At 66.6% G+C, this 23,676-nt stretch carries 24 protein-coding genes and 1 pseudogene; 15 read left to right on the forward strand and 10 right to left on the reverse strand.

Features of this window, described 5'->3' with window-relative positions; translation table 11 throughout:
* Positions 1–64: 64 nt before the first annotated feature.
* Positions 65–859 carry a dienelactone hydrolase family protein gene (locus ABE473_RS12275; RefSeq protein WP_346489672.1) on the reverse strand — a complete coding sequence of 265 codons (795 nt, stop codon included), beginning with the start codon at positions 857–859 and terminating at the stop codon, positions 65–67.
* A gap of 217 nt (positions 860–1,076) precedes the next feature.
* Between ABE473_RS12275 and ABE473_RS12280 the strand changes: the two genes are divergently transcribed.
* Positions 1,077–1,673, forward strand: coding sequence for an SMI1/KNR4 family protein (locus ABE473_RS12280; RefSeq protein ID WP_346489673.1), 597 nt, complete (start codon positions 1,077–1,079; stop codon positions 1,671–1,673).
* 6 nt (positions 1,674–1,679) lie between these two features.
* On the opposite strand, the gene murD is transcribed toward ABE473_RS12280, so the two are convergent.
* Genes murD through ABE473_RS12295 form a run of 3 tightly spaced genes read right to left on the reverse strand, consistent with a single transcriptional unit; the run spans position 1,680 to position 7,059 of the window.
* Complete coding sequence (gene murD / locus ABE473_RS12285) at positions 1,680–3,089, reverse strand: UDP-N-acetylmuramoyl-L-alanine--D-glutamate ligase (RefSeq protein ID WP_346489674.1); 1,410 nt, start codon at positions 3,087–3,089, stop codon at positions 1,680–1,682.
* Positions 3,070–4,422 (reverse strand): UDP-N-acetyl-alpha-D-muramoyl-L-alanyl-L-glutamate epimerase, encoded by a 1,353-nt coding sequence (gene murL, locus ABE473_RS12290; protein ID WP_346489675.1) that lies wholly within the window; start codon positions 4,420–4,422, stop codon positions 3,070–3,072. The genes murD and murL overlap by 20 nt, the downstream gene beginning before the upstream one ends.
* Before the next feature lie 33 nt (positions 4,423–4,455).
* Entirely contained in the window at positions 4,456–7,059 is a 2,604-nt protein-coding gene (locus ABE473_RS12295) for a bifunctional aspartate kinase/diaminopimelate decarboxylase (protein ID WP_346489676.1), read from the reverse strand.
* Positions 7,060–7,263: 204 nt separating this feature from the next.
* Here ABE473_RS12295 and ABE473_RS12300 point away from each other — a divergent pair, with 204 nt between their 5' ends.
* Positions 7,264–8,139: a PhzF family phenazine biosynthesis protein gene (locus ABE473_RS12300; RefSeq protein WP_346489677.1), complete on the forward strand. Its 876-nt coding sequence runs from the start codon at positions 7,264–7,266 to the stop codon at positions 8,137–8,139.
* Positions 8,140–8,151: 12 nt separating this feature from the next.
* Here the strand turns inward: ABE473_RS12300 and ABE473_RS12305 are convergent, their stop codons facing one another.
* A complete protein-coding gene (locus tag ABE473_RS12305) occupies positions 8,152–9,825 on the reverse strand; it encodes an amidohydrolase (protein WP_346489678.1) in 1,674 nt (557 codons plus the stop codon).
* Between the two features lie 86 nt (positions 9,826–9,911).
* On the reverse strand, positions 9,912–10,346 hold the full coding sequence (locus tag ABE473_RS12310; protein WP_176990800.1) for an OsmC family protein: 435 nt from the start codon (positions 10,344–10,346) through the stop codon (positions 9,912–9,914).
* A 363-nt stretch (positions 10,347–10,709) separates the two neighbouring features.
* On the opposite strand from ABE473_RS12310, the gene ABE473_RS12315 reads away from it, so the two are divergent.
* The 4 genes from ABE473_RS12315 to ABE473_RS12330 all read left to right on the forward strand — a co-directional run bounded on the left by ABE473_RS12315 (position 10,710) and on the right by ABE473_RS12330 (position 12,991).
* Positions 10,710–11,108, forward strand: a complete 399-nt coding sequence (locus ABE473_RS12315; protein ID WP_019185677.1) for an HU family DNA-binding protein — start codon at positions 10,710–10,712, stop codon at positions 11,106–11,108.
* Between the two features lie 290 nt (positions 11,109–11,398).
* The gene (locus ABE473_RS12320; protein WP_346489679.1) at positions 11,399–11,710 is read left to right on the forward strand and encodes a DUF3861 family protein; all 312 of its coding nucleotides are present in this window, start codon (positions 11,399–11,401) and stop codon (positions 11,708–11,710) included.
* Positions 11,711–11,762: 52 nt separating this feature from the next.
* Positions 11,763–12,296 carry a hypothetical protein gene (locus ABE473_RS12325; protein ID WP_346489680.1) on the forward strand — a complete coding sequence of 178 codons (534 nt, stop codon included), beginning with the start codon at positions 11,763–11,765 and terminating at the stop codon, positions 12,294–12,296.
* A gap of 98 nt (positions 12,297–12,394) precedes the next feature.
* Complete coding sequence (locus ABE473_RS12330; RefSeq protein ID WP_346489681.1) at positions 12,395–12,991, forward strand: DUF1439 domain-containing protein; 597 nt, start codon at positions 12,395–12,397, stop codon at positions 12,989–12,991.
* A 37-nt stretch (positions 12,992–13,028) separates the two neighbouring features.
* Here ABE473_RS12330 and ABE473_RS12335 read toward each other — a convergent pair whose 3' ends face one another.
* Together ABE473_RS12335 and ABE473_RS12340 are read right to left on the reverse strand one after the other, a co-directional pair.
* On the reverse strand, positions 13,029–13,571 hold the full coding sequence (locus ABE473_RS12335) for a type 1 glutamine amidotransferase domain-containing protein (protein WP_346489682.1): 543 nt from the start codon (positions 13,569–13,571) through the stop codon (positions 13,029–13,031).
* 121 nt (positions 13,572–13,692) lie between these two features.
* Positions 13,693–14,160 carry an SET domain-containing protein-lysine N-methyltransferase gene (locus tag ABE473_RS12340; protein WP_176990804.1) on the reverse strand — a complete coding sequence of 156 codons (468 nt, stop codon included), beginning with the start codon at positions 14,158–14,160 and terminating at the stop codon, positions 13,693–13,695.
* A gap of 173 nt (positions 14,161–14,333) precedes the next feature.
* Between ABE473_RS12340 and ABE473_RS12345 the strand changes: the two genes are divergently transcribed.
* Genes ABE473_RS12345 through ABE473_RS12370 form a run of 6 tightly spaced genes read left to right on the forward strand, consistent with a single transcriptional unit; the run spans position 14,334 to position 20,004 of the window.
* Positions 14,334–14,786, forward strand: a complete 453-nt coding sequence (locus ABE473_RS12345) for an SUF system Fe-S cluster assembly regulator (RefSeq protein ID WP_026070170.1) — start codon at positions 14,334–14,336, stop codon at positions 14,784–14,786.
* Between the two features lie 13 nt (positions 14,787–14,799).
* A complete protein-coding gene (gene sufB, locus ABE473_RS12350) occupies positions 14,800–16,275 on the forward strand; it encodes a Fe-S cluster assembly protein SufB (RefSeq protein WP_176990805.1) in 1,476 nt (491 codons plus the stop codon).
* Entirely contained in the window at positions 16,272–16,679 is a 408-nt protein-coding gene (locus ABE473_RS12355; RefSeq protein ID WP_319207730.1) for a lysozyme inhibitor LprI family protein, read from the forward strand. Before sufB ends, ABE473_RS12355 begins: the two co-directional genes overlap by 4 nt.
* 45 nt (positions 16,680–16,724) lie before the next feature.
* A complete protein-coding gene (gene sufC / locus ABE473_RS12360) occupies positions 16,725–17,489 on the forward strand; it encodes a Fe-S cluster assembly ATPase SufC (RefSeq protein WP_319207732.1) in 765 nt (254 codons plus the stop codon).
* Positions 17,489–18,751, forward strand: coding sequence for a Fe-S cluster assembly protein SufD (gene sufD, locus ABE473_RS12365; protein ID WP_346489683.1), 1,263 nt, complete (start codon positions 17,489–17,491; stop codon positions 18,749–18,751). Before sufC ends, sufD begins: the two co-directional genes overlap by 1 nt.
* Positions 18,748–20,004 (forward strand): cysteine desulfurase, encoded by a 1,257-nt coding sequence (locus ABE473_RS12370; protein WP_346489684.1) that lies wholly within the window; start codon positions 18,748–18,750, stop codon positions 20,002–20,004. Before sufD ends, ABE473_RS12370 begins: the two co-directional genes overlap by 4 nt.
* 120 nt (positions 20,005–20,124) lie before the next feature.
* Here ABE473_RS12370 and ABE473_RS12375 read toward each other — a convergent pair whose 3' ends face one another.
* Complete coding sequence (locus ABE473_RS12375; RefSeq protein ID WP_346489685.1) at positions 20,125–20,577, reverse strand: hypothetical protein; 453 nt, start codon at positions 20,575–20,577, stop codon at positions 20,125–20,127.
* Between the two features lie 72 nt (positions 20,578–20,649).
* On the opposite strand from ABE473_RS12375, the gene ABE473_RS12380 reads away from it, so the two are divergent.
* On the forward strand, positions 20,650–21,015 hold the full coding sequence (locus ABE473_RS12380; RefSeq protein WP_346489686.1) for a hypothetical protein: 366 nt from the start codon (positions 20,650–20,652) through the stop codon (positions 21,013–21,015).
* Between the two features lie 690 nt (positions 21,016–21,705).
* On the opposite strand, the pseudogene ABE473_RS12385 reads toward ABE473_RS12380, so the two are convergent.
* Positions 21,706–22,152, reverse strand: a pseudogene (locus ABE473_RS12385) (RHS repeat-associated core domain-containing protein); the annotation flags it as partial.
* 642 nt (positions 22,153–22,794) lie between these two features.
* Between ABE473_RS12385 and ABE473_RS12390 the strand changes: the two are divergent.
* Complete coding sequence (locus tag ABE473_RS12390; protein ID WP_346489687.1) at positions 22,795–23,331, forward strand: GNAT family N-acetyltransferase; 537 nt, start codon at positions 22,795–22,797, stop codon at positions 23,329–23,331.
* Entirely contained in the window at positions 23,328–23,660 is a 333-nt protein-coding gene (locus ABE473_RS12395; protein WP_176990811.1) for a non-heme iron oxygenase ferredoxin subunit, read from the forward strand. Before ABE473_RS12390 ends, ABE473_RS12395 begins: the two co-directional genes overlap by 4 nt.
* The last annotated feature ends 16 nt before the right edge of the window (positions 23,661–23,676 follow it).

A 23,676-nucleotide genomic window follows, 5' to 3' on the forward strand; every position in this document is an offset into this window, starting at 1 on the left:
GCTCCGCAGGGCTGCCGGCCAGCGGCCGGCACTACCCACCGAGCGCTGGCCGATACCCCGCGTCTCAGCGCGTCTCGAACCGCTCGTCGAAGAACTCATCCAGTGCCTTCCACGCACGCTTGGCGGCACGCGGGTTGTACACGCAGCCCGGCGGGCTGTTGGCGTCCGATTCGGCGAAGCAGTGCACCGCGCCGCTGTAATTGGTGAATTCCCAGTCGACCTTGGCCGCGTTCATTTCCTGCTCGAAGCTGGCGATGTCCTCCTTGCTCACGCTTTTGTCGTCGGCGCCATTGAGCACCAGCACGGACGGATGCGTGCCACCGGCCTTGGCCGGCAGCGGCGAGCCCAGCCCGCCATGCAGGCTGACCACACCGGCCAGCGGCGCACCGGCGCGCGCCATCTCGAGCACGGTCGTGCCGCCGAAGCAGAAGCCGACCGCGCCGATCCGACTGGCATCCAACGGCGCCTTCCCTGCCTGGGCCTTGAGCACCTCGATCGCCTTCAGCGCACGCGCCCGCAGCACCGGACGGTCATTGCGCAGCTTGGTCGCCACCGGCCCGGCCTCGGCATCGGTCTTCGGGCGCACGCCCTTGCCGTACACATCGGCGACCAGCACCACGTAGTCGTCGCCGGCCAGCTGCTTGGCCTTGGCGATGGCCGAGTCGTTGACGCCCTTCCAGTTGGGCACCATCACCAGCCCCGGACGCTTGTCGTTGTCACCGTCGTCGTAGACCAGCACGCCACTGAAGGTGGTGCCATCCTGGGTCCACTCCACCGGCTTGGCCTGCATCGCCGCCAGCGCGGGCAGCGCCGTCATCCCCAACAGCACCGCCGCACCCCACCGCCATTGCCTGTTCATGCGTCTGCTCCCGACAGAAAGAGCCCCGAGTGTATGACGGCCGGTTGACGGGACCGTGTAGAAGCGCCGGGTCCGTGTGCCCCCCGTGATCCGGCAGACCGGCCGCGCCCGGGTAAGCCGCGCCTCATGTGAATTAACCACCTCCGTCCCTGTTATTGAATTAACTACCTCCGTCCCTGTTATGGCAGGCTGGCCGGCCCTGTTTACGGAACACTTCATGAGCCTTGTCGACCGTTTCCTGTCCGGCCTGGTGCCGCGCCTGCCCGAAGACGATGCGCGGATGTGGGCCTGGGTCGAAGGGGCCAGCGCCGCCGACCTGGCGCGCCTGCGCGAGCGCTGGCCGCAGGTGCCCGAGAGCCTGCTCGCACTGCTGGCGCGGGTCGATGGCACGCATTTCCGCCCATACCCGGGTGGCGAGGTCGTGGTGTTGATGCTGGGCTCGGACGTCGAAGAGGGGCATTACCCGTACTACCTGCGCTCGGTGGACCAGGTCTTCGAGGACAGCGCGCAGTGGGATGACAGCATCCGCTCGATCTACGAGGAATGGCTGGAGGAAGACCCCGAGATTCTCGGCGACGGCATCGATGCCGACCTGCCGATGGGCAAGCGCCTGTGCTTCTCGCACTGCATGAACAACGGCGGCAGCTCGATGCTGTATCTGGATTTCGATCCCGCCCCCGGTGGCACGATCGGCCAGGTGCTGCGCTATCTGCACGACCCCGACAGCTACCGGGTGATCGCGCCGAGCTTCGATGCCTACCTGCAGCAGCTCATCGAAAACGACTACGCCTTCATCGATGAGGAAGAGGTCTGACGCGACTCAGGCGATCCCGATGCCCGGGATCGCCGTGATCTGGTCCGGATCGAAGCCGGCCAGTTCAGCGAAGTGGCGGCCACGGGCGACGTAGTCGCGGTATACGCCATAGCTCGGCGCTCCCGGGGACAGCAACACCACCCCGCCCTGCCCGCCCAGCGCCTTGCCGGCCAGGTCCATGGCCTCGGGCAGGTCAACAGCGGCATGCAGCCCGAAGCGGCCCGCATCGGCCAGTGGCTGCAGCAGCGCGTGGATGCGTGGCCCGTTGGCCCCCATCGTGACGATCTCCACCGGCGGCACGTCGTGCGCCATGTGCGCGACGAAGTCGTGCCAATCCAGGCCACGATCATGTCCACCGACGAGCAGCGCGATGCGTCGCCCGGCGAAGCACTCCAGCGCGGCCAGGCTCGCGTGCGGCGTGGTGCTGATCGAATCGTTGACGAAGGTGATGCCGTCGCGCATGCCGATCGTCTGCAGGCGGTTGGGCAGCGGGCGGAAATCCTGCACCGCCGGGGCCAGCCCCACCGCGTCCAGGCCCAAGGCCTCGATCGCGGCCAGCACCGCGCACAGGTTGCCGCGGTTGTGCCGGCCCGGCAGCGGCGTATGTGAGGTGTCGAACACCGCCTGCTCACCGCGATGCACGACATCGCCACGCATATGCCAGCCCTGCGGCTGGTTGAACCAGATGACCTCGCTCTCAGGCAGCGACACCCCTGCCAGGTGCGGGTCGGCGGCGTTGAGCACCGCGATCCGCGGCGCGGCCTCGGTGACCAGCCGCAGCTTGTCCTCGATGTAGCGTGCCTCGCTGCCGTGCCAGTCCAGGTGCTCGGGGAACAGGTTCAGCACGATGGCGACCTGCGGGTGCGCGCCACTGCGCGCGACCTCACCGGTCTGGTAACTGGACAGCTCCACCGCCCAGTACCGCGGCGCCGGCTGCGGGTCCAGCACTTCCAGCAGCGGCAGGCCGATGTTGCCGATCAGCCCGGTGCGCGCGCCCGAGGCGCGCAGCAGATGCGCCAGCAGCGCGGTAGTGGTGCTCTTGCCCTTGGTGCCGGTCACGCACACGGTGTCGTGCACGATGCCGTCGGCGGCGGCCTGTTCGGCGAACCACAGCGAGGTACCGCCGATGAACTGCGTGCCCTGCGCCGTGGCGTGCAACGCAGCTTCGCCATACGGGCTGATGCCCGGCGACTTGATCACCACCTCGAACGCGGCCAGTGCCTCGCCGCTGACATCCGAACGGACCGTCAGCGCGCCGTGGGTTTCCTCGTGCGCACCGGCAGCCTCGGCCTCCGGGCAGAACAGGGTCAGCGGCAGCGACGGCAGCCGCTGCTGCAGGACGCGGAACGCCGCGCGTCCCTCGCGTCCCCATCCCCACAACGCAACGCGCTTGCCTTCAAGCTGCGAAATTCGCACGCAGACGCTCCCAGATCGCCGGCGGGATGCGGTGTTCGCCTTCCAGCGCCAGCAGCGGCTCGATCTGCAGTTCGGTGGCCTCCAGCTGCGGGCGGATCTCGTGGACGAAGCGCTTCACCAGCGCGTCTTCATTCCATTCCGGTCGCGCGGCCAGGGTCGCCATCGCGGCGCGCGATTCGCGGCCTTCGCCCACGCACTCGAACGGTTTGTGGTCCTGGAATTCCAGAAGTGCATCGAAGCCCGGGGCCTGCTCGATATCGTCGAGCAGGTTGCGGCCGAAGATGCCGACCAGGCGCATCTTCGGCATGAACGGGGCCAGCGCCAGGAACACGAAGTGGCACTTCGGGCAGACGCCGCACCAGCGGTTCACCGGGCGCTCGCCCAGGATGTGGAAATTGCGGTTGCAGCTGGAGAAATGCGCGTCGTAGACATCGCTTTTGGCGAACTGACGCGCCACCGCCAGCTCCGAGAGCGGGCGCAGCAGCGAGTAATAGTGCAGGTCCGCGGCGACGTGCCGTTCCAGATGCTCGCCGAAGGCCTGCTCGAACGCCCAGCCCTTCGACCACTGGTGATTGACCTCGCCCGTGCCCGGAATCTGGCTGCCATAACTGGCCGAGCGCTCGTTGGAGAACACCACCTGGTCCACGCCCTGCAGCAGCGCGGCCAGCACCATGATCGCCGAGTTCACCGCGGTGACCGGGATATGGCCGTTCCAGGCGCCCTGGCGGTTGAGCTCGAACAGCTCCGGGGCCAGCGTGCGGCCGATGTTGAGGATCGGCAGGCCGGTGCGCTCGGCGCAGGCGCGGATCAGCTGCGAGCCGCCGATCCACGTGACCGTTTCGGCGATGCCCAGGCTGCGCAGCGCTTCGATGCTGACCAGCGAATCCTTGCCGCCGCCGATGGCGACCAGCGCGTGTTCGCGCAGGCCCAGTGCCGGCGCCGCGAAGGCCTCGCCCTCCACCGGCAGGCGGAAGCGGCCACGCAGGTTCAGGCCATTGCGGTAGGCGAATTCGCCCAGGCCGTTGAGGTACACGGTCTCGACCAGCGCCGCGGTCGCCGCATCGATCGTGTAGCTGTCGATGCGCACCTGCTCGGGCACGCCGGCCTTGTAGTAGCTCACGCCGGCGATCAGGTGCAGCAGGCGCAGGGCGCGCTGCACCGCCTCGGCGCGGTCACCCTCGAGCACGAACGGCGCGCCCGGGATGGTGACCGTCTCGATCAGCTCCGGGCCGTCATCGAAGGCGTAGACCAGCTGCGCCACGCCGGTGTCCGCGGCGAATTCGCAGCGGACGAAGCGGAAGACGGCAACCTGGTGTTTATCAAAAGCAGTCATGGTGTATCCGGTTTGAAAGGCGACAGGCAGCGGTCAAGGGCCATCATCGATGACGTCCTCGCGCGGCAGCTCGCGCTGGTTGTAGGTATTGGCCATGACGTAGCCGTACGCGCCCGCGTCGGCGATCAGCATCACATCCTCCGGCGCGGTCGAGGCCGGCAGGCGGCGGCGCTTGCCGAACACATCGCTGGATTCGCAGATCGGCCCGACCACATCGAACATCGCTTCGGAGTAGCCGCTCAGGCGGCTCAGGTTCTCGATGTCATGCCAGGCGTCGTACAGGGCCGGACGCATCAGCGTGTTCATGCCCGCATCCAGGCCGACACGGCGGATGCCGTCCTTCTCGACCACCTGGGTGGCCCGCGCCAGCAGCACGCCGGACTCGGCCACCAGGTAACGACCCGGCTCGATCGCCAGCCGGAACGCGGGGTGCACCGCCTTCACTTCGGCCAGGCCAACGGCCCAGGCCTCCAGATCGAACGGCTCGTCATCGGCGCTGTACGGGATCGGCAGGCCACCGCCGATGTCGATGGTCTCGACGCTGCCGATGCGGCGGGCGAACCCGGCCAGTTCATCGCACATCAGGCGCCAGTGCTGCGCGGTTTCCACGCCGCTGCCCAGGTGCGCATGCAGGCCGACCACGCGGGTGCCCAGCTCGCCGGCGATGCGCACGAACTCATCCACGCGGGCGATCGGCAGGCCGAACTTGGAGTCCTTGCCACCGGTGCGGACCTTGGCATGGTGGCCTTCGCCACGGCCCAGGTCCACGCGCAGCCACAGCTCGCGGTTGCTGAACAGTTCCGGCCAGCGCTGCAGCGCTTCCACGTTGTCCAGGGTGACGGTCACGCCCAGCGCGAACGCGGCATCGTACTCGGCGTGCGGCGCGAAGCTCGGTGTGAACAGCACGCGCTTGGGCGACAGCGTCGGCAGCGTGTTGAACACGTGCTTGAGCTCGCCGTGCGAGACGCACTCCAGGCCGAAGCCTTCCTGCTCCAGCACTTCCAGGATGGCCGGGTGCGAGTTGGCCTTGATCGCGTAGTAGCGCTGGTCGATGGCCTTGATCGCGTTCAGCGCGCGCGCACGCGCCCGCACCGTGGCCAGGTTGTACACGTAACGCGGCGTACCGGCCTGGGCGAGGGTCAGCAGGTGCTCGCGCTGGCCGCGCCACCAGGCGGTTTCGCGCGGGCGGATGGTGCCCGCGATTTCACGCCAGCGCGGGCCGAACACTTCGCCCTCTTCCACCGGCATCGCGCCGCTGTCGATCAGCTCGGCGTGCAGGATCGGCAGCAGCCCATCCGCATCGGCCTCGTCGATGACGAAGGTCAGGTTCAAGTCGTTGGACGACTGCGAAATCATGTGCACGCGTTCGCGGCCGAAGGTGGCCCACACGTCCGAGAGCTTGTGCAGCATCGAGCGCATGCCGCGGCCGACCAGGGTGATCGCCGCGCACGGCACGATGATCTTGACCTTGCAGATCTGCGACAGGTCGGCTGACAGCGCGGCCAGCACATCGGTGCTGACCAGGTTTTCGGACGGGTCCAGCGAGACGGTCACGTTGGTTTCGGCCGAACCGATCAGGTCGACGGAGAGGCCATGCTTCTTGAACAGCCCGAACACGTCGGCCAGGAAGCCGACCTGCTGCCACATGCCGATGCCTTCCATCGAGACCAGCACGATGCCGTTGCGGCGGCTGATCGCCTTCACGCCCGGCACCGCCGCGGCGTTGCCATCGATGCTGGTGCCCGGCAGCTCGGGGCGTTCGGTATCCAGGATCGCCATCGGCACGCCGGCATCGCGGCACGGCTTGATCGAGCGCGGGTGCAGCACCTTGGCGCCGGTGGTCGCGATTTCCTGCGCTTCGTAGTAGTCCAGGCGGGTCAGCAGGCGCGCATCCGGCACGTCCTTCGGGTTGGCGCTGAACATGCCCGGCACATCGGTCCAGATCTCCACGCGGCTCGCGCCGAGCAGTGCACCGAAGTACGCCGCGGACGTATCCGAACCACCGCGACCGAGGATGGCGGTGCCACCATCGGCGTGGCGGGAAATGAAGCCCTGGGTGATCAGCATGCGGGTCGGCTGGGCGCGGAAACGCGTGGCCCAGTCGGTCTCGGCACGCCACTGGCAATTCACCGACAGGCGCTGCGACCACTCGCTCTGGCTGGGCTGCGGCGGCAGCGCATCAAGCCATTCGCGCGCGTCCATCCAGCCGAAATCCAGGCCGCTGGCGCGCAGGTAGGCGGCGCCAACGGTCGAGGACAGCAGCTCGCCCTGGCCCAGCACCTCGGCCTGCCACTCCAGCGGCCGCCCGGCGGCGCGCGGATCGTCCAGCAGCCCGGAAAGCGCGGCCAGGCGGACGTCCAGCGCGGTGGCGTCCAGCTCGAGTTCGGTCAGGAATTCACGGTGGCGCGCGACCAGCGCGGCGACGCGGTCGCGGCTGTCGGCGGCGCCATCGGCGATCGCGGTGAGTTCATTGGTCACCCCGGACAACGCCGACACCACCACCAGCACGCGCGAGCCCGTCTCTTCCGCCCGTTTTTTCGCCAGTTTGCCGATGGTGTCCCAGCGGTGACGACGCGACACGGAGGTGCCGCCGAACTTCAGTACGATCCAGCGATCGACAAGGGGGGAAGCTGACATGGAGGTGGAGGTTTGGGTAGTGAGGGGGATCGCCCGGCACGCCGGGCCGAACCCCCGATTCTATGCCAAGCCCGGCCGTTGCAGGGCCCGGGCGGCCCCGGCGGGCCGGATTTGTGCCGACACCGGTCCACGCGCCGCCGTACACGGCCCGGGAGGGGGCGCCGGTTGGTAAGCTGCCCGCCCGTTTTCGTCGAGCGTACCGCCATGACCTCCCGTCGTTTCCTGCAGCTGGATGTGTTCTCGCCCTACCCCGGCGCCGGCAACCCGTTGGCCGTGGTGCTCGATGCGCAGGGCCTGGACGAGGCGGCGATGCAGGCCATCGCCCGCTGGACCCGGCTGCCCGAGACCACCTTCGTGTTCCCGCCGCAGGCCCCGGGCGCCAGCTACGGCATCCGCATGTTCAGTCCGCAGAAGGAAGTGCCGTTCGCCGGCCATCCGAGCGTGGGCACCGCCCATGCGGTGCTGGAACTGGGCCTGGCCGCGCCGGTGGAGGGCGTGCTGATCCAGGACGGCATCGCCGGGGCCCTGCCGCTGCGCGTGGACGGCACCGGTGAGGCCCGCACCATCGCGATCCGCACCCCGCGCGCGGCCGTGGCCGAAGTGACCACCGCCGCCGATCCCCGCCTGCAGGCCGTCCTGGCCGGTTGGTCGCTGGGCAGCCTGCCGCCGGCGCGCATGGCCGGTGGCCGCAGCTGGTGGGTGGTGGAACTGGCTGACGAAGCCGCCCTGCGCGCGCTCACCCCGGAGTGGGACGCCGTGGCAACGCTGGCCGAGGCGACCGACAGCATGGGTGTGTTCGCCTATGCGCGCAGCCAGGGCCAGGCCTGGGATCTCGCGGTCCGCGCCTTCGTCGGCAATGGCCGTCGCTTTGAAGATGCCGCGTCCGGTGCGGCCAATGCCGTGCTCGCCGCCTGGCTGGACAGCCGCGACGCGCTGCCGGGCACCGCGCACGGGTACGTGGTCAGCCAGGGCCGGGAAGTCGGCCACGATGCACGCCTGACCCTGCGCATCGACGATCATGGTGACGTCTGGTCCGGCGGCCAGGTGCAGACCGTCATCCGCGGCACGCTGGACTGGTAAACCCGCCGCGCCTCAGCGCGCCGCCTCGTATACCGGTGCGCCATCGACCCAGGTCGAGCGCACCTGCAGGTCGGCCAGCCCGGCCGGCGGCACGCTCAGCGGGTCGCGGTCGAGCACGACGAAGTCCGCGCGCAGTCCCGGCTGCAATCGTCCCACCTGGGCTTCGTCATGCCCTGCCCAGGCGGCGTCGGCGGTGAAACCCCGCAGTGCTTCCGCCGCCGTCAGGCGCTGATCGGGCTGCCAGCCCCCCGGTGGCTGGCCGGCACGATCCTGCCGGGTTACCGCGGCGTACAGGCCCAGGCGTGGGTCGACCTGCTCGACCGGAAAATCCGAGCCGAGCGCGAGCCGCGCACCGGAGGCCAGCATCCGTCGCCACGCATAGGCACCAAGGATGCGCTCGGGACCGACCCGATCCTGCGCCCAGCCCATGTCCGAGGTGGCGTGGGTAGGCTGCATGGAGGCGATCACGCCGAGCTGGGCGAAGCGCGGAATGTCCTCCAGCGCGACCACCTGCGCATGCTCGATCCGCCAGCGATGGTCGCTGCCGCGGCGCTCGCCCAGCACCTTCTGATAGGTGTCCAGTGCGATCCGGTTGCCGCGGTCGCCGATCGCATGGGTAGCGACCTGGACATGACAGGTATCGGCCCTGCGCACCGCCGTTTCAAAGTCGTCGGGTGAGGTCACCAGCAATCCACGGTTGTGCGGGTCGTCGCTGTAATCGGCCAACAGCGCGGCCCCGCGGCTGCCCAGCGCGCCATCCATGAACAGCTTCACCCCGCGCATTTCCAGGCGGCCACCGGCGTGCTGGTACGCGCCCTGTGCACAGAGATCCGCCAGGGCATCGCCATTGCCATCGGCATACGCATCGATGCGCAGAGGCAGCTTGCCGGCATCGGCGAAGCGGCGCATCAGGGCCAGATCAGCGCGCGATACGCCCATGTCGTGCACGCCGGTCAGGCCCTGGCTGACCGCCTTGTCCAGGGCGCGGGCCAGCATCTGCTCGCGCGCGGCCTCGCTCGGTGCCGGGATCGCGGCCTGCACGAGCGACATCGCTTCATCGACGAACACCCCGCTCGGTTGCCCCTTGGCATCGCGCACGATGCGCCCACCGGCCGGTTGCCAGCTGCCCTTCAACGCGCGTTGCCCGGGCTGCCGTGCGACGGCACGCAGTGCCGCGCTGTTGCCCCAGCCGGCATGGCCATCGATGCGGCCCAGCCAGACCGGCCGGTCCGGGAACGCCGCGTCGAGATCGGCCACGGTCGGGAACTGTTTGTCCGGCCAGCGATTCTGGTCCCAGCCGCTGCCCAGCAGCCAGCCCTCGGGATTGTCAGCCGCGAAGCGCTGCAGCCGCGCGACGATGTCCCGGGTACTGGTCGCGCCGGTGAGGTCGGCCTGCATCAGGGTGCCGCCGAGGAACATCAGGTGGGAATGCGCGTCGATCAGGCCCGGAATCACGGTTGCCTGGCCGACGTCGGTCAATGCCGCGAGTGGATACAGCGTGAGCATCGCCTGCCGGTCACCGACCGCAAGCACGCGCCCGGTATCGGTATCCCAGGCCAGCGCAGTGGCGGCCGGTGCATCGGGATCGCCGGTGTGGATCGTCGCAGCGGTCAGCAGGCGGACATCGGCCTGCGCGGTGCCGGCCAGCAGGCAGGCGATCAGGGCGGCAAGAGCGGTCGGACGCATGCAGAAACCCCACAACAGGAAAGCGGCGACTATGCGGCCGCCGCTTTCCCATCACAATCTGCTGTGCACCAATCCATCTGCGCGGATCAGCCGGCCAGCTCGGCCTCGAGCGTGATCGGTACCGCGCTGAGTGCCTTGGACACCGGGCAGTTCTGCTTGGCGTCATCGGCGATGGCGCGGAACTGGGTGGCCTCGATGTTCGGCACCACGGCCTTCACCTTCAACGTGATCTGCGACAGCTGCGGGCCGCCTTCCATCGAGAGGTCGACCTTGGCTTCGGTATCCAGCGAGGTCGGCACGAAACCGGCCTCGGTGAGCTTGGCCGATAATGCCATCGTGAAGCACCCGGCGTGCGCGGCGGCGATCAGTTCTTCCGGGTTGGTGCCCTTCTCGTCGCCGAAGCGGCTGCTGAAGGCATAGCGGGTTTTGTCCATCAAGCCGCTCTGGGGCGTACTCAATTGTCCCTTGCCTGTCTTGAGGTCACCTTCCCAATGCGCGGTGGCATGACGCGAAATACCCATCGTTGATCTCCTGCGGGATGAATGGCCTGGCCAGCCTAGACCGGTCCGCGTTAGCACCGTGTCTGGCTGCCGTCAGGCGCTCGGCAGGCGCCGCCCCAGCTGAATCGGATTTCAATACGGATGCTGTTTTCAAGTGGTTTTCGTGCGACAGTCGGGGTGCGACGGTCCATGACCGATGGCCTCCGCCGCGAGGGCGGACCCTGTTTTTTGGCTATGACCTGATGCACTGCGGTAACGAAGGGCGTGGAAAACACGAATTTTTATGCATTTGCCTATTGGCGGCGCCCCATAGTTGCCCTACATTTCGCTTGCCGACGGGGTTCGGCGCGACCAAACAACCAACCGTTCACGGAACAGGAAACCATGGCAAAGACCGCTAAGAAGGCTGCCCCGAAGAAGGCAGTAAAGAAAGTCGCTACGAAGGCAGCCGCGAAGCCGGCCGCTCCCAAGCCGATCAAGGAAGTGCTGAGCAAGTCTGGTCTGGTTGCACACATCGTTGAAGCGTCCGGCGTTGTCGCCAAGGACGTGCGCGCCGTGCTCGCCTCGCTGGAAGGCGCCGTCGCCGCTTCGGTGCACAAGAAGGGCGCTGGCAGCTTCACCCTGCCGGGCCTGCTGAAGATCTCCACCGTCAGCGTGCCGGCCAAGCCGAAGCGCAAGGGCATCAACCCGTTCACCAAGGAAGAGCAGTGGTTCGCCGCCAAGCCGGCCTCCACCAAGCTGAAGGTGCGTCCGCTCAAGAAGCTCAAGGACGCCGCGCTCTAACACGCGCGCTTCCTGCAGCACCTGGACGGGACGGCTCACGCCGTCCCGTCTTTTTTTGGATTTTGCGAGGGGCCTGCCGGTCGCTGCGGGGCTCGGCGTGCGCAGCGAAACACAGCGTTTCCGAACACGCGTCGGGGGAGCAAAGCGCACGGAAACACCTGCCCTGCCGCGATCCACGGCATGGCAGAGCCGACCGGAACGCACAGGGTGGAACACTGCGTGCGACCGCGCCTGTCGTCGAGGTACGGATCGCAGCCTATGGTGGCCTTGTCCCCACCGTGCAGGCAGCCATGGCCAGCTCTTCTTCCCAGCGTTACCGCATCACCGTCACCCCGATCGAAAAGGACGGCCTGCAGTGCAGCGGGCGCTGCACCATCGAGCTGGAACATCGCGCGCAGCAGGACTGGATGCGCCTGCTAGAAACCGCGCGGCGCACTACCGGGCTCAGCGGTGACGAGCGTGCCGCGGCGATCGTCGCCACCCAGTTGCTGCGCGATCTCGCCCGGCGCCACGCCGACGAACCCGACCATCCGTTGACCGTGCTGCAGCCACAGCTGGAGGAGGTACTGGCCGCGCTGGAATCGATCCAGGGCGCGCCCTGAACCAGGCGCCTGCGGCGGCGCTACACTCGGCGCTCTCCGGGGAGACTCCTGCATGCGCCGTGCCGTCCTGTTACTGCCGCTGCTGATCCTGCACGGCTGCTCCTGCCAGCCGCATGCCGCTGCGCCCGATGCCGTCGTGGCGGCGGACAACGCCGCCGCACCAGAGGCGTCGGGCGAGGACGCGTCGCCATCACCGTCCCTCTCCACGCCGATCGCTGCCGCCCCCAGCGCGGTGGCTGCCGACGCGCTGGATGAGCCCTCGGTGGTCCACCGCTACATCAGCGCCCTGGCGCAGGGCGACCTCGCCACCGCCGATGCCCACTGGACCGGCGGCGGACCGGGCGGCCATCCCGACGATGCGGTCCTGCGTGCACTGCCCGGGTTCCGCGGGCTGCGCATCAAGACCCAGGCACCGATCGCCCGCGACACGGCCACGCCCTCGCGGCTGCGCGAAGTGCCGGTCCAGATCCGGGTCGGCACGGCAACCGGCACGCTGCGCTTCGAGGGCTGGTATCGGCTGCAGCCCCGCGTGGATGGCAGCGGCTGGGAAATCCATGGCGCCTCGATCCAGCCGGTGGTGAACTGACCGCAGCGGAAAGGACGTTGATCCGCGGGCGCGTACGTCAAAGCTGGATTCAGCCGCACGCGCTATTGTTGGGCTCTCATTCCCCACGGCCTGCCGCCATGAACGTTCGCCCGCTGTTGTCCCGCCTCGCCGCCTGCACCGTGCTGCTTGCCGCCGCCATTGGCGCGCAGGCCGCACCCAGCGTCTCCGGCCGCCAGTTGTCGGTCGGTGCCACCGATGTGCAGCAGTATCTCGATGGCAGCTTCCCGCGTACCCAGGACGCGCTGGGTGGATTGATCGCGATGACGATGAGTCACCCGCAGCTGACCCTGCCGCAGGGCAGCCGACTGGACCTGGGCTTCGATGTGGCCATGGCCACGGCCGGCAGCAGCCCGGCACCGCTGGGCAAGGTGAAACTCAGCAGCGGCCTGCGCTATGACGCGCAGACCCAGGGCTTCCATCTGCAGGAGCCGACGGTGGATGACTTCACACCGGCCAACAACGGCGGCAAGCTGGATTCACGCACGCGCAGCCTGCTCAACGCCTGGCTCGCCGACTACGCCCAGCGCGAGCCGATCTACAAGATCGACCCAAGCGTGGGCGCCCTGCTCGGCGCGCTGCAGGTGCAGTCGGCCCAGGTGGAGAACGGCAAGCTGGTGGTCACCTTCAACCAGGATCTCGGCGCACTCGTGCCGGCCGGGGTGCTGGGCAAGTAACCGGGATGGCACCGACCAACGGTCGGTGCCTACACGCTCAACCGGCCAACGCCTTGGCCACCGCATCGGCGAACGCCGGAATGTCGCCCGGCTTGCGGCTGGTAATCAGGCCACCATCCACGACAACCTCGGCATCGGTCCATTCGGCGCCGGCGTTGCCCAGATCGGTCTTCAACGAAGGCCAGGATGTGACCTTGCGGCCCTTGGCCAGGCCCGACTCGACCAGCAGCCACGGGCCGTGGCAGATCGCCGCGACCGGTTTGCCTGCCGCACCGAATGCCTTGATCAGGGCGACCGCGTCGGTGTCGATGCGCAGCTTGTCGGGATTGATCACGCCGCCGGGAAGGACCAGCGCGTCGTAGTCGTCGGCCTTGGCGCCCTTCAGTGGCGCATCGACCTTCACGTCCTCACCCCAGTCCTTGTCTTTCCAGCCGCGGATCTGGCTGGCGTCGCCGGGCGCGATCACCTTGACCGAGGCCCCCCAGGATTCCAGCAGGCGCTTGGGTTCCTGCAACTCGGACTGCTCGAAACCATCGGTAGCGAGGATCGCGATGTGCTTGCCGTTGAGTGCGTGTGCCATGGAGCGGCTCCAGTAAGTGGGAGCGCCCAGTGTGGGCACGCGCGCATTGGGCGACGGTGACCACGATGTGCACAGCGTGTCGGCGCAGCCACCGACCCACGGTCGGTGGCTGCCAGCGGGATCAGCGCTTGGGCTGCAGCATCGTGCCGGTGCACTTCTTCGAGCCGCAGCGGCATTCCCAGATCTTCTTCAGGCGCGCGGTGTGACGCTCGGCCAGCGTGATGCCGTAGTTGTAGGTCAGCTCATCGCCCGGCTTGATGTCCTTGATCGCTTCGATGAAGACCTTGTCCTCGCGCCGGTTGTCGCCCTCGGCTTCTTCGATCACGGCCTCGCAGTTCGGGTCGCAGCTGTGGTTGAGCCAGCGCGCGTCGTTGCCCTTGTAGTTCGCATCGATGACGTAGTCGTCATTGAGGGTGAACAGGAAGGTATGACCGCTCTCCACATCCCCGGTGTCGTCGGCATCCACGTCGGCGTGGCTGCGCAGCAGACCCTTGTACTGGATGACCCGCTCGCCCTTCTTGATCGGCGCCAGCGCGAACACGCCATTGCCATGGATGGTGGACTTGCGGGCCTGGATCTTCTTGGGCATCTGGCTGACCGTTGCGGTGGGAAGTCCCGATTCTCGCTTAATCTTCGTGATTGCCAAAGCGATGCGGTCCAATAGGCGTCCAAGGCCACCCTGCGGGCGCCTGAACGGGCGGGTTGGATGCCGCCGGAGAAAAGCGTACAATTTCAGTCCGCTTTATGGTTCTGCACCCCACCATGCTCCGCGTCACCAAGCTTACCGATTACGCCACCGTTGTGTTGACCGTGCTCGCCGCCCGTCCGGGCGAGGTGCTCAGTGCGACTGAACTGGCCGAGTTTGCCCGTCTGGAACCGCCGACTGTCAGCAAACTGCTCAAGCCGCTGGCCCAGGCCGGTCTGGTCGAGGGCCTGCGCGGCGTCCGCGGCGGCTACCGGCTGACCCGCGCGGCGGACCAGATCACGCTGTTCGAGATCGTGGAAGCCATGGAAGGGCCGCTCGGCCTGACCGAGTGCGCCCACGACCACAGCCAGTGCGGCCGCGAGCTGCAGTGTGGCGCGCGCAGCAGCTGGCGGATGATCAACGACGTGGTGTCCGAAGCGCTGCGCGCGGTCACCCTGGCGCAGATCCTGCCCCCTCTTCCCCTTGTTGACGCCCACCGCCGCGCGATCGCGGCGGATGTCGTCTCCTGATCAGGCAGCCCCCATGGCCACCGATACCCTTGATACCGTCGCCACCGGCGATACCCCCAACCGCGAGATCCATGAGCAGCTCGGCCGCAAGTATTCGGCGGGCTTCATCACGGACATCGAATCGGACTCGTTGCCGCCCGGCCTGGACGAGGACACCATCCGTGCCCTCTCGGCCAAGAAGGAAGAGCCGGAATGGATGACGCAGTGGCGCCTGGATGCCTACCGCCACTTCCTGACCATGCCGATGCCGGACTGGGCCAAGCTGCAGATCGCCCAGATCGATCTGCAGGCGCTGAGCTATTACTCCGCGCCGAAGGGCCCGAAGTACGCCTCGCTGGACGATGTGCCCAAGGAACTGCTGGACACCTACGACAAGCTCGGCGTGCCGCTGCATGAGCGCGCCAGGCTGGCCGGCGTGGCCGTGGATGCGGTGTTCGATTCGGTCTCGGTCGGCACCACGTTCCGCAAGGAACTGGCCGAGAAGGGCGTGATCTTCTGCTCCATGTCCGAAGCGATCAAGGAGCACCCGGAGCTGGTCAAGCAGTACCTGGGGACCGTGGTCCCGGTCGGCGACAACTACTTCGCCGCGCTCAACTCGGCGGTGTTCTCCGATGGCAGCTTCGTGTTCATCCCCAAGGGCGTGCGTTGCCCGATGGAGCTGAGCACCTACTTCCGCATCAACGCCGGCCATACCGGCCAGTTCGAGCGCACGCTGATCATCTGCGAGGACAAGGCGTACGTGTCCTACCTGGAAGGCTGCACCGCGCCGATGCGCGATGAGAACCAGCTGCACGCCGCGGTGGTCGAACTCGTCGCGCTGGAAGATGCCGAGATCAAGTACTCGACGGTGCAGAACTGGTACCCGGGCGATGAGAACGGCGTGGGCGGCATCTACAATTTCGTCACCAAGCGTGCCGAATGCCGTGGCGCGCGCAGCAAGGTCACCTGGACCCAGGTCGAGACCGGCTCGGCGATCACCTGGAAGTACCCGTCCTGCGTGCTGCTTGGCGATGATTCGGTCGGCGAGTTCCACTCGGTCGCGCTGACCCACCACCGTCAGCAGGCCGATACCGGCACCAAGATGATCCACATCGGCAAGCGCACCAAGAGCAAGATCGTCAGCAAGGGCATCAGCGCGGGCCACGGGCAGAACACCTACCGCGGCCTGGTCAAGATGGAGCGCGGCGCCGAGGGTGCGCGCAACTACACCCAGTGCGATTCGCTGCTGATCGGCAAGAAGTCCGGCGCGCACACCTTCCCCTATATCGAGGTGAAGAATCCCAGCGCGACGGTCGAGCACGAAGCCACCACGTCCAAGATCTCCGACGACCAGCTGTTCTATTGCCGCGCCCGCGGCATCGACCAGGAAAACGCGGTCTCGATGATCGTCGACGGTTTCTGCAAGCAGGTCTTCCGCGAGCTGCCGATGGAGTTCGCGGTGGAAGCCAAGAAGCTGCTGGACGTCAGCCTGGAAGGCTCGGTCGGATGAAGCGCCTGCTCACCCTGGCCGTGCTGCTGTGCGCGGCGGCACCGGCGTTCGCGCAGGACGTGGTGTGCAATCCCGGCGGCAATCAGCTCGAACTCAATGCCTGCGCCGATCAGGAATTCAGGAAGGCCGATGCCGAATTGAATGCCGTCTACCGCCAGATCGTGACCCGGCTTGCCGGCGAGCCCGTGGCGCTGGCGAAGGTGAAAGCGGCACAGCGGCTGTGGGTGCAGCTGCGTGACGCCGACCTGGAAGCGCGCTACCCGGTGGGCGCGGATGAGAATCCGCGTTTCCTGTACGGCTCGATGTACCCGATGCTGTATTCCGGCGCCAAGGCGGCATTGACCACCACGCGTACCGCTTACCTGCGCAACGAATTCCTCGAGCGCAGCGAATACGACCTCTGAGTCGCGCTGCCTCCAGTTCCCCTATCTGACAAGACGATTATCGACATGTTGAAGATCGACAACCTCCACGCACGCATCGGCGAAAAAGACATCCTGAAGGGCCTCTCGCTCGACGTGAAGCCGGGCCAGGTACACGCCATCATGGGCCCCAACGGCGCCGGCAAGTCCACCTTGGGCAATGTCCTGGCCGGCCGCGAAGGCTATGACGTCAGCGAAGGCAGCGTGCAGTTCGAAGGCAGGGATCTGCTCGATCTGGCCCCGGAAGAACGCGCCGCCGCCGGCCTGTTCCTCGCCTTCCAGTACCCGGTGGAAATCCCCGGCGTGAACAACACCTACTTCCTGCGCGCCGCGCTCAACGCCCAGCGCAAGGCGCGCGGCGAGGAAGAGCTGGATTCGATGCAGTTCCTCAAGCTGGTCCGCCAGAAGCTGGCCGTGCTGCACCTGAAGGACGAGCTGCTGCACCGTGGTGTCAACGAAGGCTTCTCCGGTGGCGAGAAGAAGCGCAACGAAATCTTCCAGCTGGCCGTGCTCGAGCCGAAGCTGGCGATCCTGGATGAAACCGACTCCGGCCTGGACATCGATGCGCTCAAGAGCGTGGCCGACGGCGTCAACGCGCTGCGTTCGCCGGACCGTTCGTTCATCGTGATCACCCATTACCAGCGCCTGCTCGACTACATCAAGCCGGACGTGGTGCATGTGCTGGCCGACGGCAGGATCGTGCAGAGCGGCGGCCCGGAACTGGCCCTGGAACTGGAAGCCCACGGCTACCACTTCCTGAAGGACCGCGTGGTGCCGGAGGCAGCGGTCTGATGAGCGCCCTGCTCGATTCCCTCGCCAGCGGCTTCTGCGGCAGCGATGCACGTCGCGCCGAGCTGGACGCCGCCCTGCAGGCCGGCCTGCCCGGCCCGCGTACCGAAGCCTGGAAATACACCTCGCTGCGCCAACTGGAGCGCCGCAGCTTCCAGCCCGCGCCGCTCGCCCCGGCCGTGATCGATGCCGCCCTGCTGGCCGACATTCCGTCGCCGCGGCTGGTGTTCGTCAACGGCCGTCCGTCCGGCGCGCTGAGCGATGTCGCGGCGGTGCCGGCCGGCGTACAGCTGGCCACGCTGTCCTCGGCGCTGGCCGCCGGCGATGAAGCCGCGCGCTTCCTTGGCCGCCGATTCGAGCGCAGCGAGGAAGTGTTCGCCCGCCTCAACGCCGCGCTTGCCGATGAAGGCGTGCTGCTGCGCGTGGAGGAAGGCGTGCAGGTCGAAGCGCCGCTGCAGCTGGTCTTCATCAGCGTGGCCGGCGATACCGATCTGTCCTGGCACCACCGCCACCTGATCGAACTGCGCAGCGGTGCCGCGCTGGGCGTGGTCGAGCATCACCTGCATGTCGGGGATGCCGCGCACCTGGACAACACCCTGGTGCACGTCCACCTCGCGCAGGACGCCGTGCTCTCGCATGCCCGCGTGCAGGCCGATGCCACCCGCGCCACCTCGCTGCTGCGCACCGACGCCGTGCTGGCCCGCAACGCGCAGTACCGCCGCGTCGATCTGGAGCTGGGCGCCGCGCTGAGCCGCCATGAGCTCAACGTCCGCCTGGAAGGCGACAACGCCCAGCTGACCGCCAACGGCGTGCTGCTCGGCAACGGCCGTCGCCATGTCGACACCCGCCTGGGCATCGAACACATCGCGCGCGATACGAGCTCGGAAATGGTCTGGCGTGGCGTGGCGGCCAACCGCAGCCGCGTGGTTTTCCACGGTGGCATCCACATCCGCGAAGGTGCCGATGGCACCGACGCCAACCTGTCCAACAAGAACCTGCTGCTTTCCGCGGATGCCGAGATCGACACCCAGCCCACGCTGGTGATCGATGCCGACGAGGTCAAGGCCGCGCACGGCGCCACGGTCGGCCAGCTCGATGCGAATGCGCTGTTCTACCTGCGCTCGCGCGGCCTGCCGGCCGATCGCGCGCAGCAGCTGCTGAGCGCGGCGTTCTGCCATGAACCGCTGAACGTCCTCGACGCACGCCTGACCGAGCAGCTCACCGCCCAGCTCACCCGAGCGCTGGCCCTGGCGGGCGTCGCATGAACCTGTCCACGCCGCGCCCGGTCGCCGATACCGGCGCCGCGCCCGACTGGGATCGCGTGCGCCTGGACTTCCCGCTGTTGATGCGCGAAGTGCATGGCAAGCCGCTGGTGTACTTCGACAACGCCAACACCGGCCAGAAGCCGGTGCAGGTGATCGGCGCGGTGGACGAGTTCTACCGCCGCTACAACGCCAACGTCAGCCGCGCGGTGCATGCGCTGGGCACCGAAGCGACCGATGCCTACGAGGGCGCGCGCAACAAGCTGGCGCGCTTCCTCAACGTGCGCGCCAGCGAGCTGGTGCTGTGCAGCGGCACCACCTTCGCGATCAACCTGGTCGCGTATTCGTGGGCGCTGCCGCGGCTGAAGGCCGGGGATGTCATCCTGGTCTCGCGCATGGAGCACCATGCCAACATCGTGCCGTGGCAGCTGGTCGCCCAGCGCACCGGCGCGACCATCCGCGTGGCCGAGATCACCCCGGACGGCGCGCTGGACCTGGACGCGCTGCGCAGGGCCATGACCCCCGAAGTCAAGCTGCTCGCGGTCGCCCACGTGTCCAACGTGCTGGGCACGGTCAACCCGGTCCGCGAGATCTGCCGCGAGGCCCGCAAGCGCGGCATCATCACCGTGGTCGACGGCTCGCAGGCTGTACCGCACCGCAAGGTCGACATCCCCGCGATCGGCTGCGACTTCTACGCCATCACCGGCCACAAGATGTGCGGCCCGACCGGCACCGGTGCGCTGTGGGCCAGGCGCGAGCACCTGGATGCCATGCCGCCGTTCCTCGGCGGGGGCGAGATGATCAAGGAAGTCAGCTTCGAGGGCACCGTGTTCAACGATGCCCCGCACAAGTTCGAAGCCGGCACCCCGAACATCGCCGGCTTCATCGGACTGGGCGTGGCGGTGGACTACCTGGAGTCGCTGGGCCTGGAGCACGTGGAAGCCCGCGAAGGCGAGCTGCTGGCGCACTTCACGGAAGAGCTGAACAAAATCGACGGCCTGCGCATCTTCGGCACCACGCCGGACAAAGCGGCGGTGGTCTCCTTCCTGGTGGACGGCGCGCATTCGCACGACCTGGCCACCCTGCTCGATCTGGAAGGCGTCGCGGTCCGCTCCGGCCAGCACTGCGCGCACCCGCTGCTGCAGTACTACGGCGTCGCCGCGACCTGCCGTGCGTCGCTGGCGTTCTACAACACGCATGAAGAAATCGAACGCTTCATCGTGGCGCTGAACAAGGTGCGCAAGCTGCTGGGCTGAGCCTGCGGCACCGGGCTGGACTCTGCAGAACGCCGCGAGAGATCGCGGTGTTCTGCATTGGCGCCACGCTGCACGACCGGCGTTGCTGCGCCATCGCCTGCGCAGACAACCCATTGGTTATTAGCTTCGATTCACGTCGGGTGAGGGCCTCGGCACTGCGTCCTGCTCCTGCGCACGCTCGATCTGCCCGACCAACAGCATCGTTGACGGATCGCCACTGCCGGCATGCGACTGCTGCGCTGCGCCCAGTGCCTCTGCAAGAAATGCCGCGCGCTGCTCCGGATCGGCCTCCTCCTGCGCCTGCGCGAAACGACGCGCCGCGTGGTGGTACAGCTCCTGCGGGTCGCCCAGCTTGCGTGCCCGCGCCCGCCAGTTTTCCACCGCCACCGCTTCGGCAGGGCCGGCTTCGTAATGGGCGATCAAGCGCTTGATCGCCGCCAGGTCATCGGTCTTCGCCATCGCGAGCACCCCCGCCTTTTCATCGGCAGACAGGTAGACAGAATTGCTGGGCGGGTCGTTCTGGCACGCGACCAGGGCAGGCAACAACAGACACAGCAGCGAGTACCGTTTCATCGATAAGGCACCAGAGGAACAGAAGGGAATAGCAGCACCACGCGACGCTTCGCCAGTGCCCCGATGTAAGCGATGCGATTGCGTCACCTACCGTGTTTTAAAGGCAGCCAAACCATCGTAGGCGCGCCTGAAGGCGTGCGCCAACGCAGTATTTCAATGAACTATCGTTGGTCGATTCATCGCGCCATTCCAATCGCGTTGGGTGCGCGCATCTTTTCAATGGGTCCGGTGTGGCGGCGCACCGAGCACAGGCGCTCAGCAACATCGTCGGCCTATATTTTCTTATTTCGCGATACGCCCCGCGCTTGGCGCGGCATCATGACTTCAATGGAGGCAGCCCACTCAGAACGTTACTCTGCTGTAAACAAGGCCCAGTTCTTCATCGTGCAGGACCCATCGACCAGCATCGCCATCCGGACACAGGTAGAACTTCCCTGAGTAATCTGACGCACGCGACCAAGCGCTGCGGGCGAACTGAGGAAATCGCCATCGGCATCAGCAGTGAGATCTCCGATTCGACCCGACCCTTCGGATAGATTTTGGCCCATCCCGCACGTAGCCAACTCTGCCCCGAAAACAGACTTTTACAACGTAATTTGTCTTATCAGGATAGACATATCCAACAATGGCCATCGGGCCATCGGCCACCCCCAAGAGCTCCCCACCTTCAGAATTATCATAAACATAGACTGTGCCGCTAGGCACGAGTTCTTCCGAGGGCCGCGCGCAGCCCATCACAAGAACCACCACCATAGTCATACCCATTATCATCACTCTATGCATGTCCATTTCTCGACAGGAACAACTGTTGAACTATCGAACATCCACCACATGAAGTGATTAAGCGACTCCGGAAGCACAAGATTGTTTGGCGGCATCTTGAAACCATTTTCACGCAAGCAGTTTTGTATTGGTGTTGCGCAGTTATTCGTTAGCACACTGTACTTTCCCTGCGCTCTCGCCAGGCACGCACCTACTGCAGCCTCCTTTTCAGCACTCCAAATTTCCGCCCGGCCCAAATGAGTAATTAATACCCGCGGCCGTAGATGAAACGTGGCCAAAAGATGAGTGCAGCTTCCCATAGCTTGGAATCCCCCCTTCGTACGGAAGGGGCATCCACACCCAGACATCCAGAAGACCCTCAGGATCGACTCGCAGAGTCGGAGTTGCCGATCCGTAGACATATAGACTAATGCCGCCAACAAGACCGATCGGATCACTCTGCGAATACCGCCCCACCGCAGGATCGTACTCCCGCTGGTAGTTGTAGAACATCCCACTGGCAGCGGTCGCCTACTGCCCCGGGAAGCGTAACGCCAGGTCGAAGGCCACGCCATCACCGTCAGGATCGGCATTGGGCGCCTGATTGCCAAACACCTCGCTTTTGCTGCTCCACTCCCAGATCGCAACATCACGCACCGGGTCGATCACTACGCGCGGCGTGCCCAGGTGATCCGGCTGGATGTACGCCACTTCCGGCACGCCAGCACTTGGCGAACTGATCAGCGCAACCAGATAGCTGTCCAGCCAGATGGCCTGTTGCAGCGACTGGCCGGTGGCGCTGTAGTTGCCAATCGAATGCCTGGCTCTTGACGTACCAGCTGAACGGCCCCGCAGCCTGGTAGGATTCAAACGCTTTCTCAATATCGGCCTGGACCGCCTTCTCCGTGCTGCGCGTCTGACCGAATGACGCCATGCTGGTCCACTTCTTCTCGACCTCTTGCGCGTGCGCGACAAGCGGGAGCGCGGCGCAGACGATCAGCAGCCACGACACGTGGCGGCCACCAGCCATGATCAAACTCAACATCCCTGTACTCCTTCCTTCCTGGATGGAAACCTGAGCGGTGCGGGGGACATCTTGGGACTTCGCTGATGCGGATACATTTCTGTAATCAACAGCGCGGATACCGGCGACCCGATGTTGCGCAGTTATGAATGACGCTGCGCGATGGGTCAAGCGCTTCATCAAAATGTCGGGCGTATTTTAATGATTCTTACAAGCGGCGCTGTAAATTTCGATAACTGCGTCTCAGAATGTAGGTATTCTCTGACGTTTCTTTTTTATCGTTCGGTTAGTGGTGCGTGGTGATTGGATACGGGGGGTTGAAATGTCGGAGGCTGCCGAGCATGGCTCGGCACTACCGTCACCCATCAGGGGTGGCTGTCGCAGCACGACTCCCCCTCCCCGTGTCGGCCTGCCGCGCCTAGAATGTCGGCATGAGGACCCTGACCTACCGCGCCGCCACGCCGGCCGACATCCCCGCCCTGATCACCCTTGTCACCTCCGCCTACCGGGGCGATGCCAGCCGCGCCGGCTGGACCACCGAGGCCGACATCCTCGATGGCGCCCGCATCGACGCGCAGGGCCTGCAGGCTGACCTCGAGCGCCCGCGCAGCACCATCCTGCTCGCCGAGCGCGATGGCCAGCTGCTGGCCTGCGCGCACGTGGCCGATGACCACGGCAAGGGCTACTTCGGCATGTTCTCGGTGGATCCGGCCCAGCAGGGCGGCGGCATCGGCAAGCAGGTGATGCTGGCGGCCGAGGCCCACGCCGCACGCGAGTGGGGGGTATCGGTCATGCAGATGACGGTGATCGACATCCGCGACGAGCTGATCGCCTTCTATGAGCGCCGGGGCTACCAGCGCACGGGGATCAAGAAGCCCTTTCCCTACGGCGACGAGCGCTTCGGCATTCCCAAGCGCGACGATCTGCGCTTCGAGATCCTGGAAAAGCCGCTGGTGGTGCCCGCGTGAGCGAAACCTGGACCTTCGTCTGCGCCAGCGCCGAGCTGCTGCCCGGCGAAATGAAGAGCACCTTCGATGAAGTGACCGGCACGCCGATCGTGGTGTTCAACCTGGACGGCGAGCTGTACGCGCTGGAAGACCAGTGCACCCACGACGAGTTCGAGCTGTCCTCGGGCACCTTCGATACCGGCGAGGCCAGCATCGAGTGCGTCCTGCACGGGGCCCGCTTCGACATCCGCGACGGAGCCGCGCTGTGCGCCCCGGCCTACTCACCGGTGGCGAAGTTCCCGGTCAAGCGGGAACACGACGCCGTCTGGGCCCGCGACGACCGCGACTGACCCGGGCTGAACGCCG

The sequence above is a fragment of the Stenotrophomonas sp. TWI700 genome, from assembly GCF_039673645.1.
GTDB lineage: Bacteria > Pseudomonadota > Gammaproteobacteria > Xanthomonadales > Xanthomonadaceae > Stenotrophomonas > Stenotrophomonas maltophilia_AA.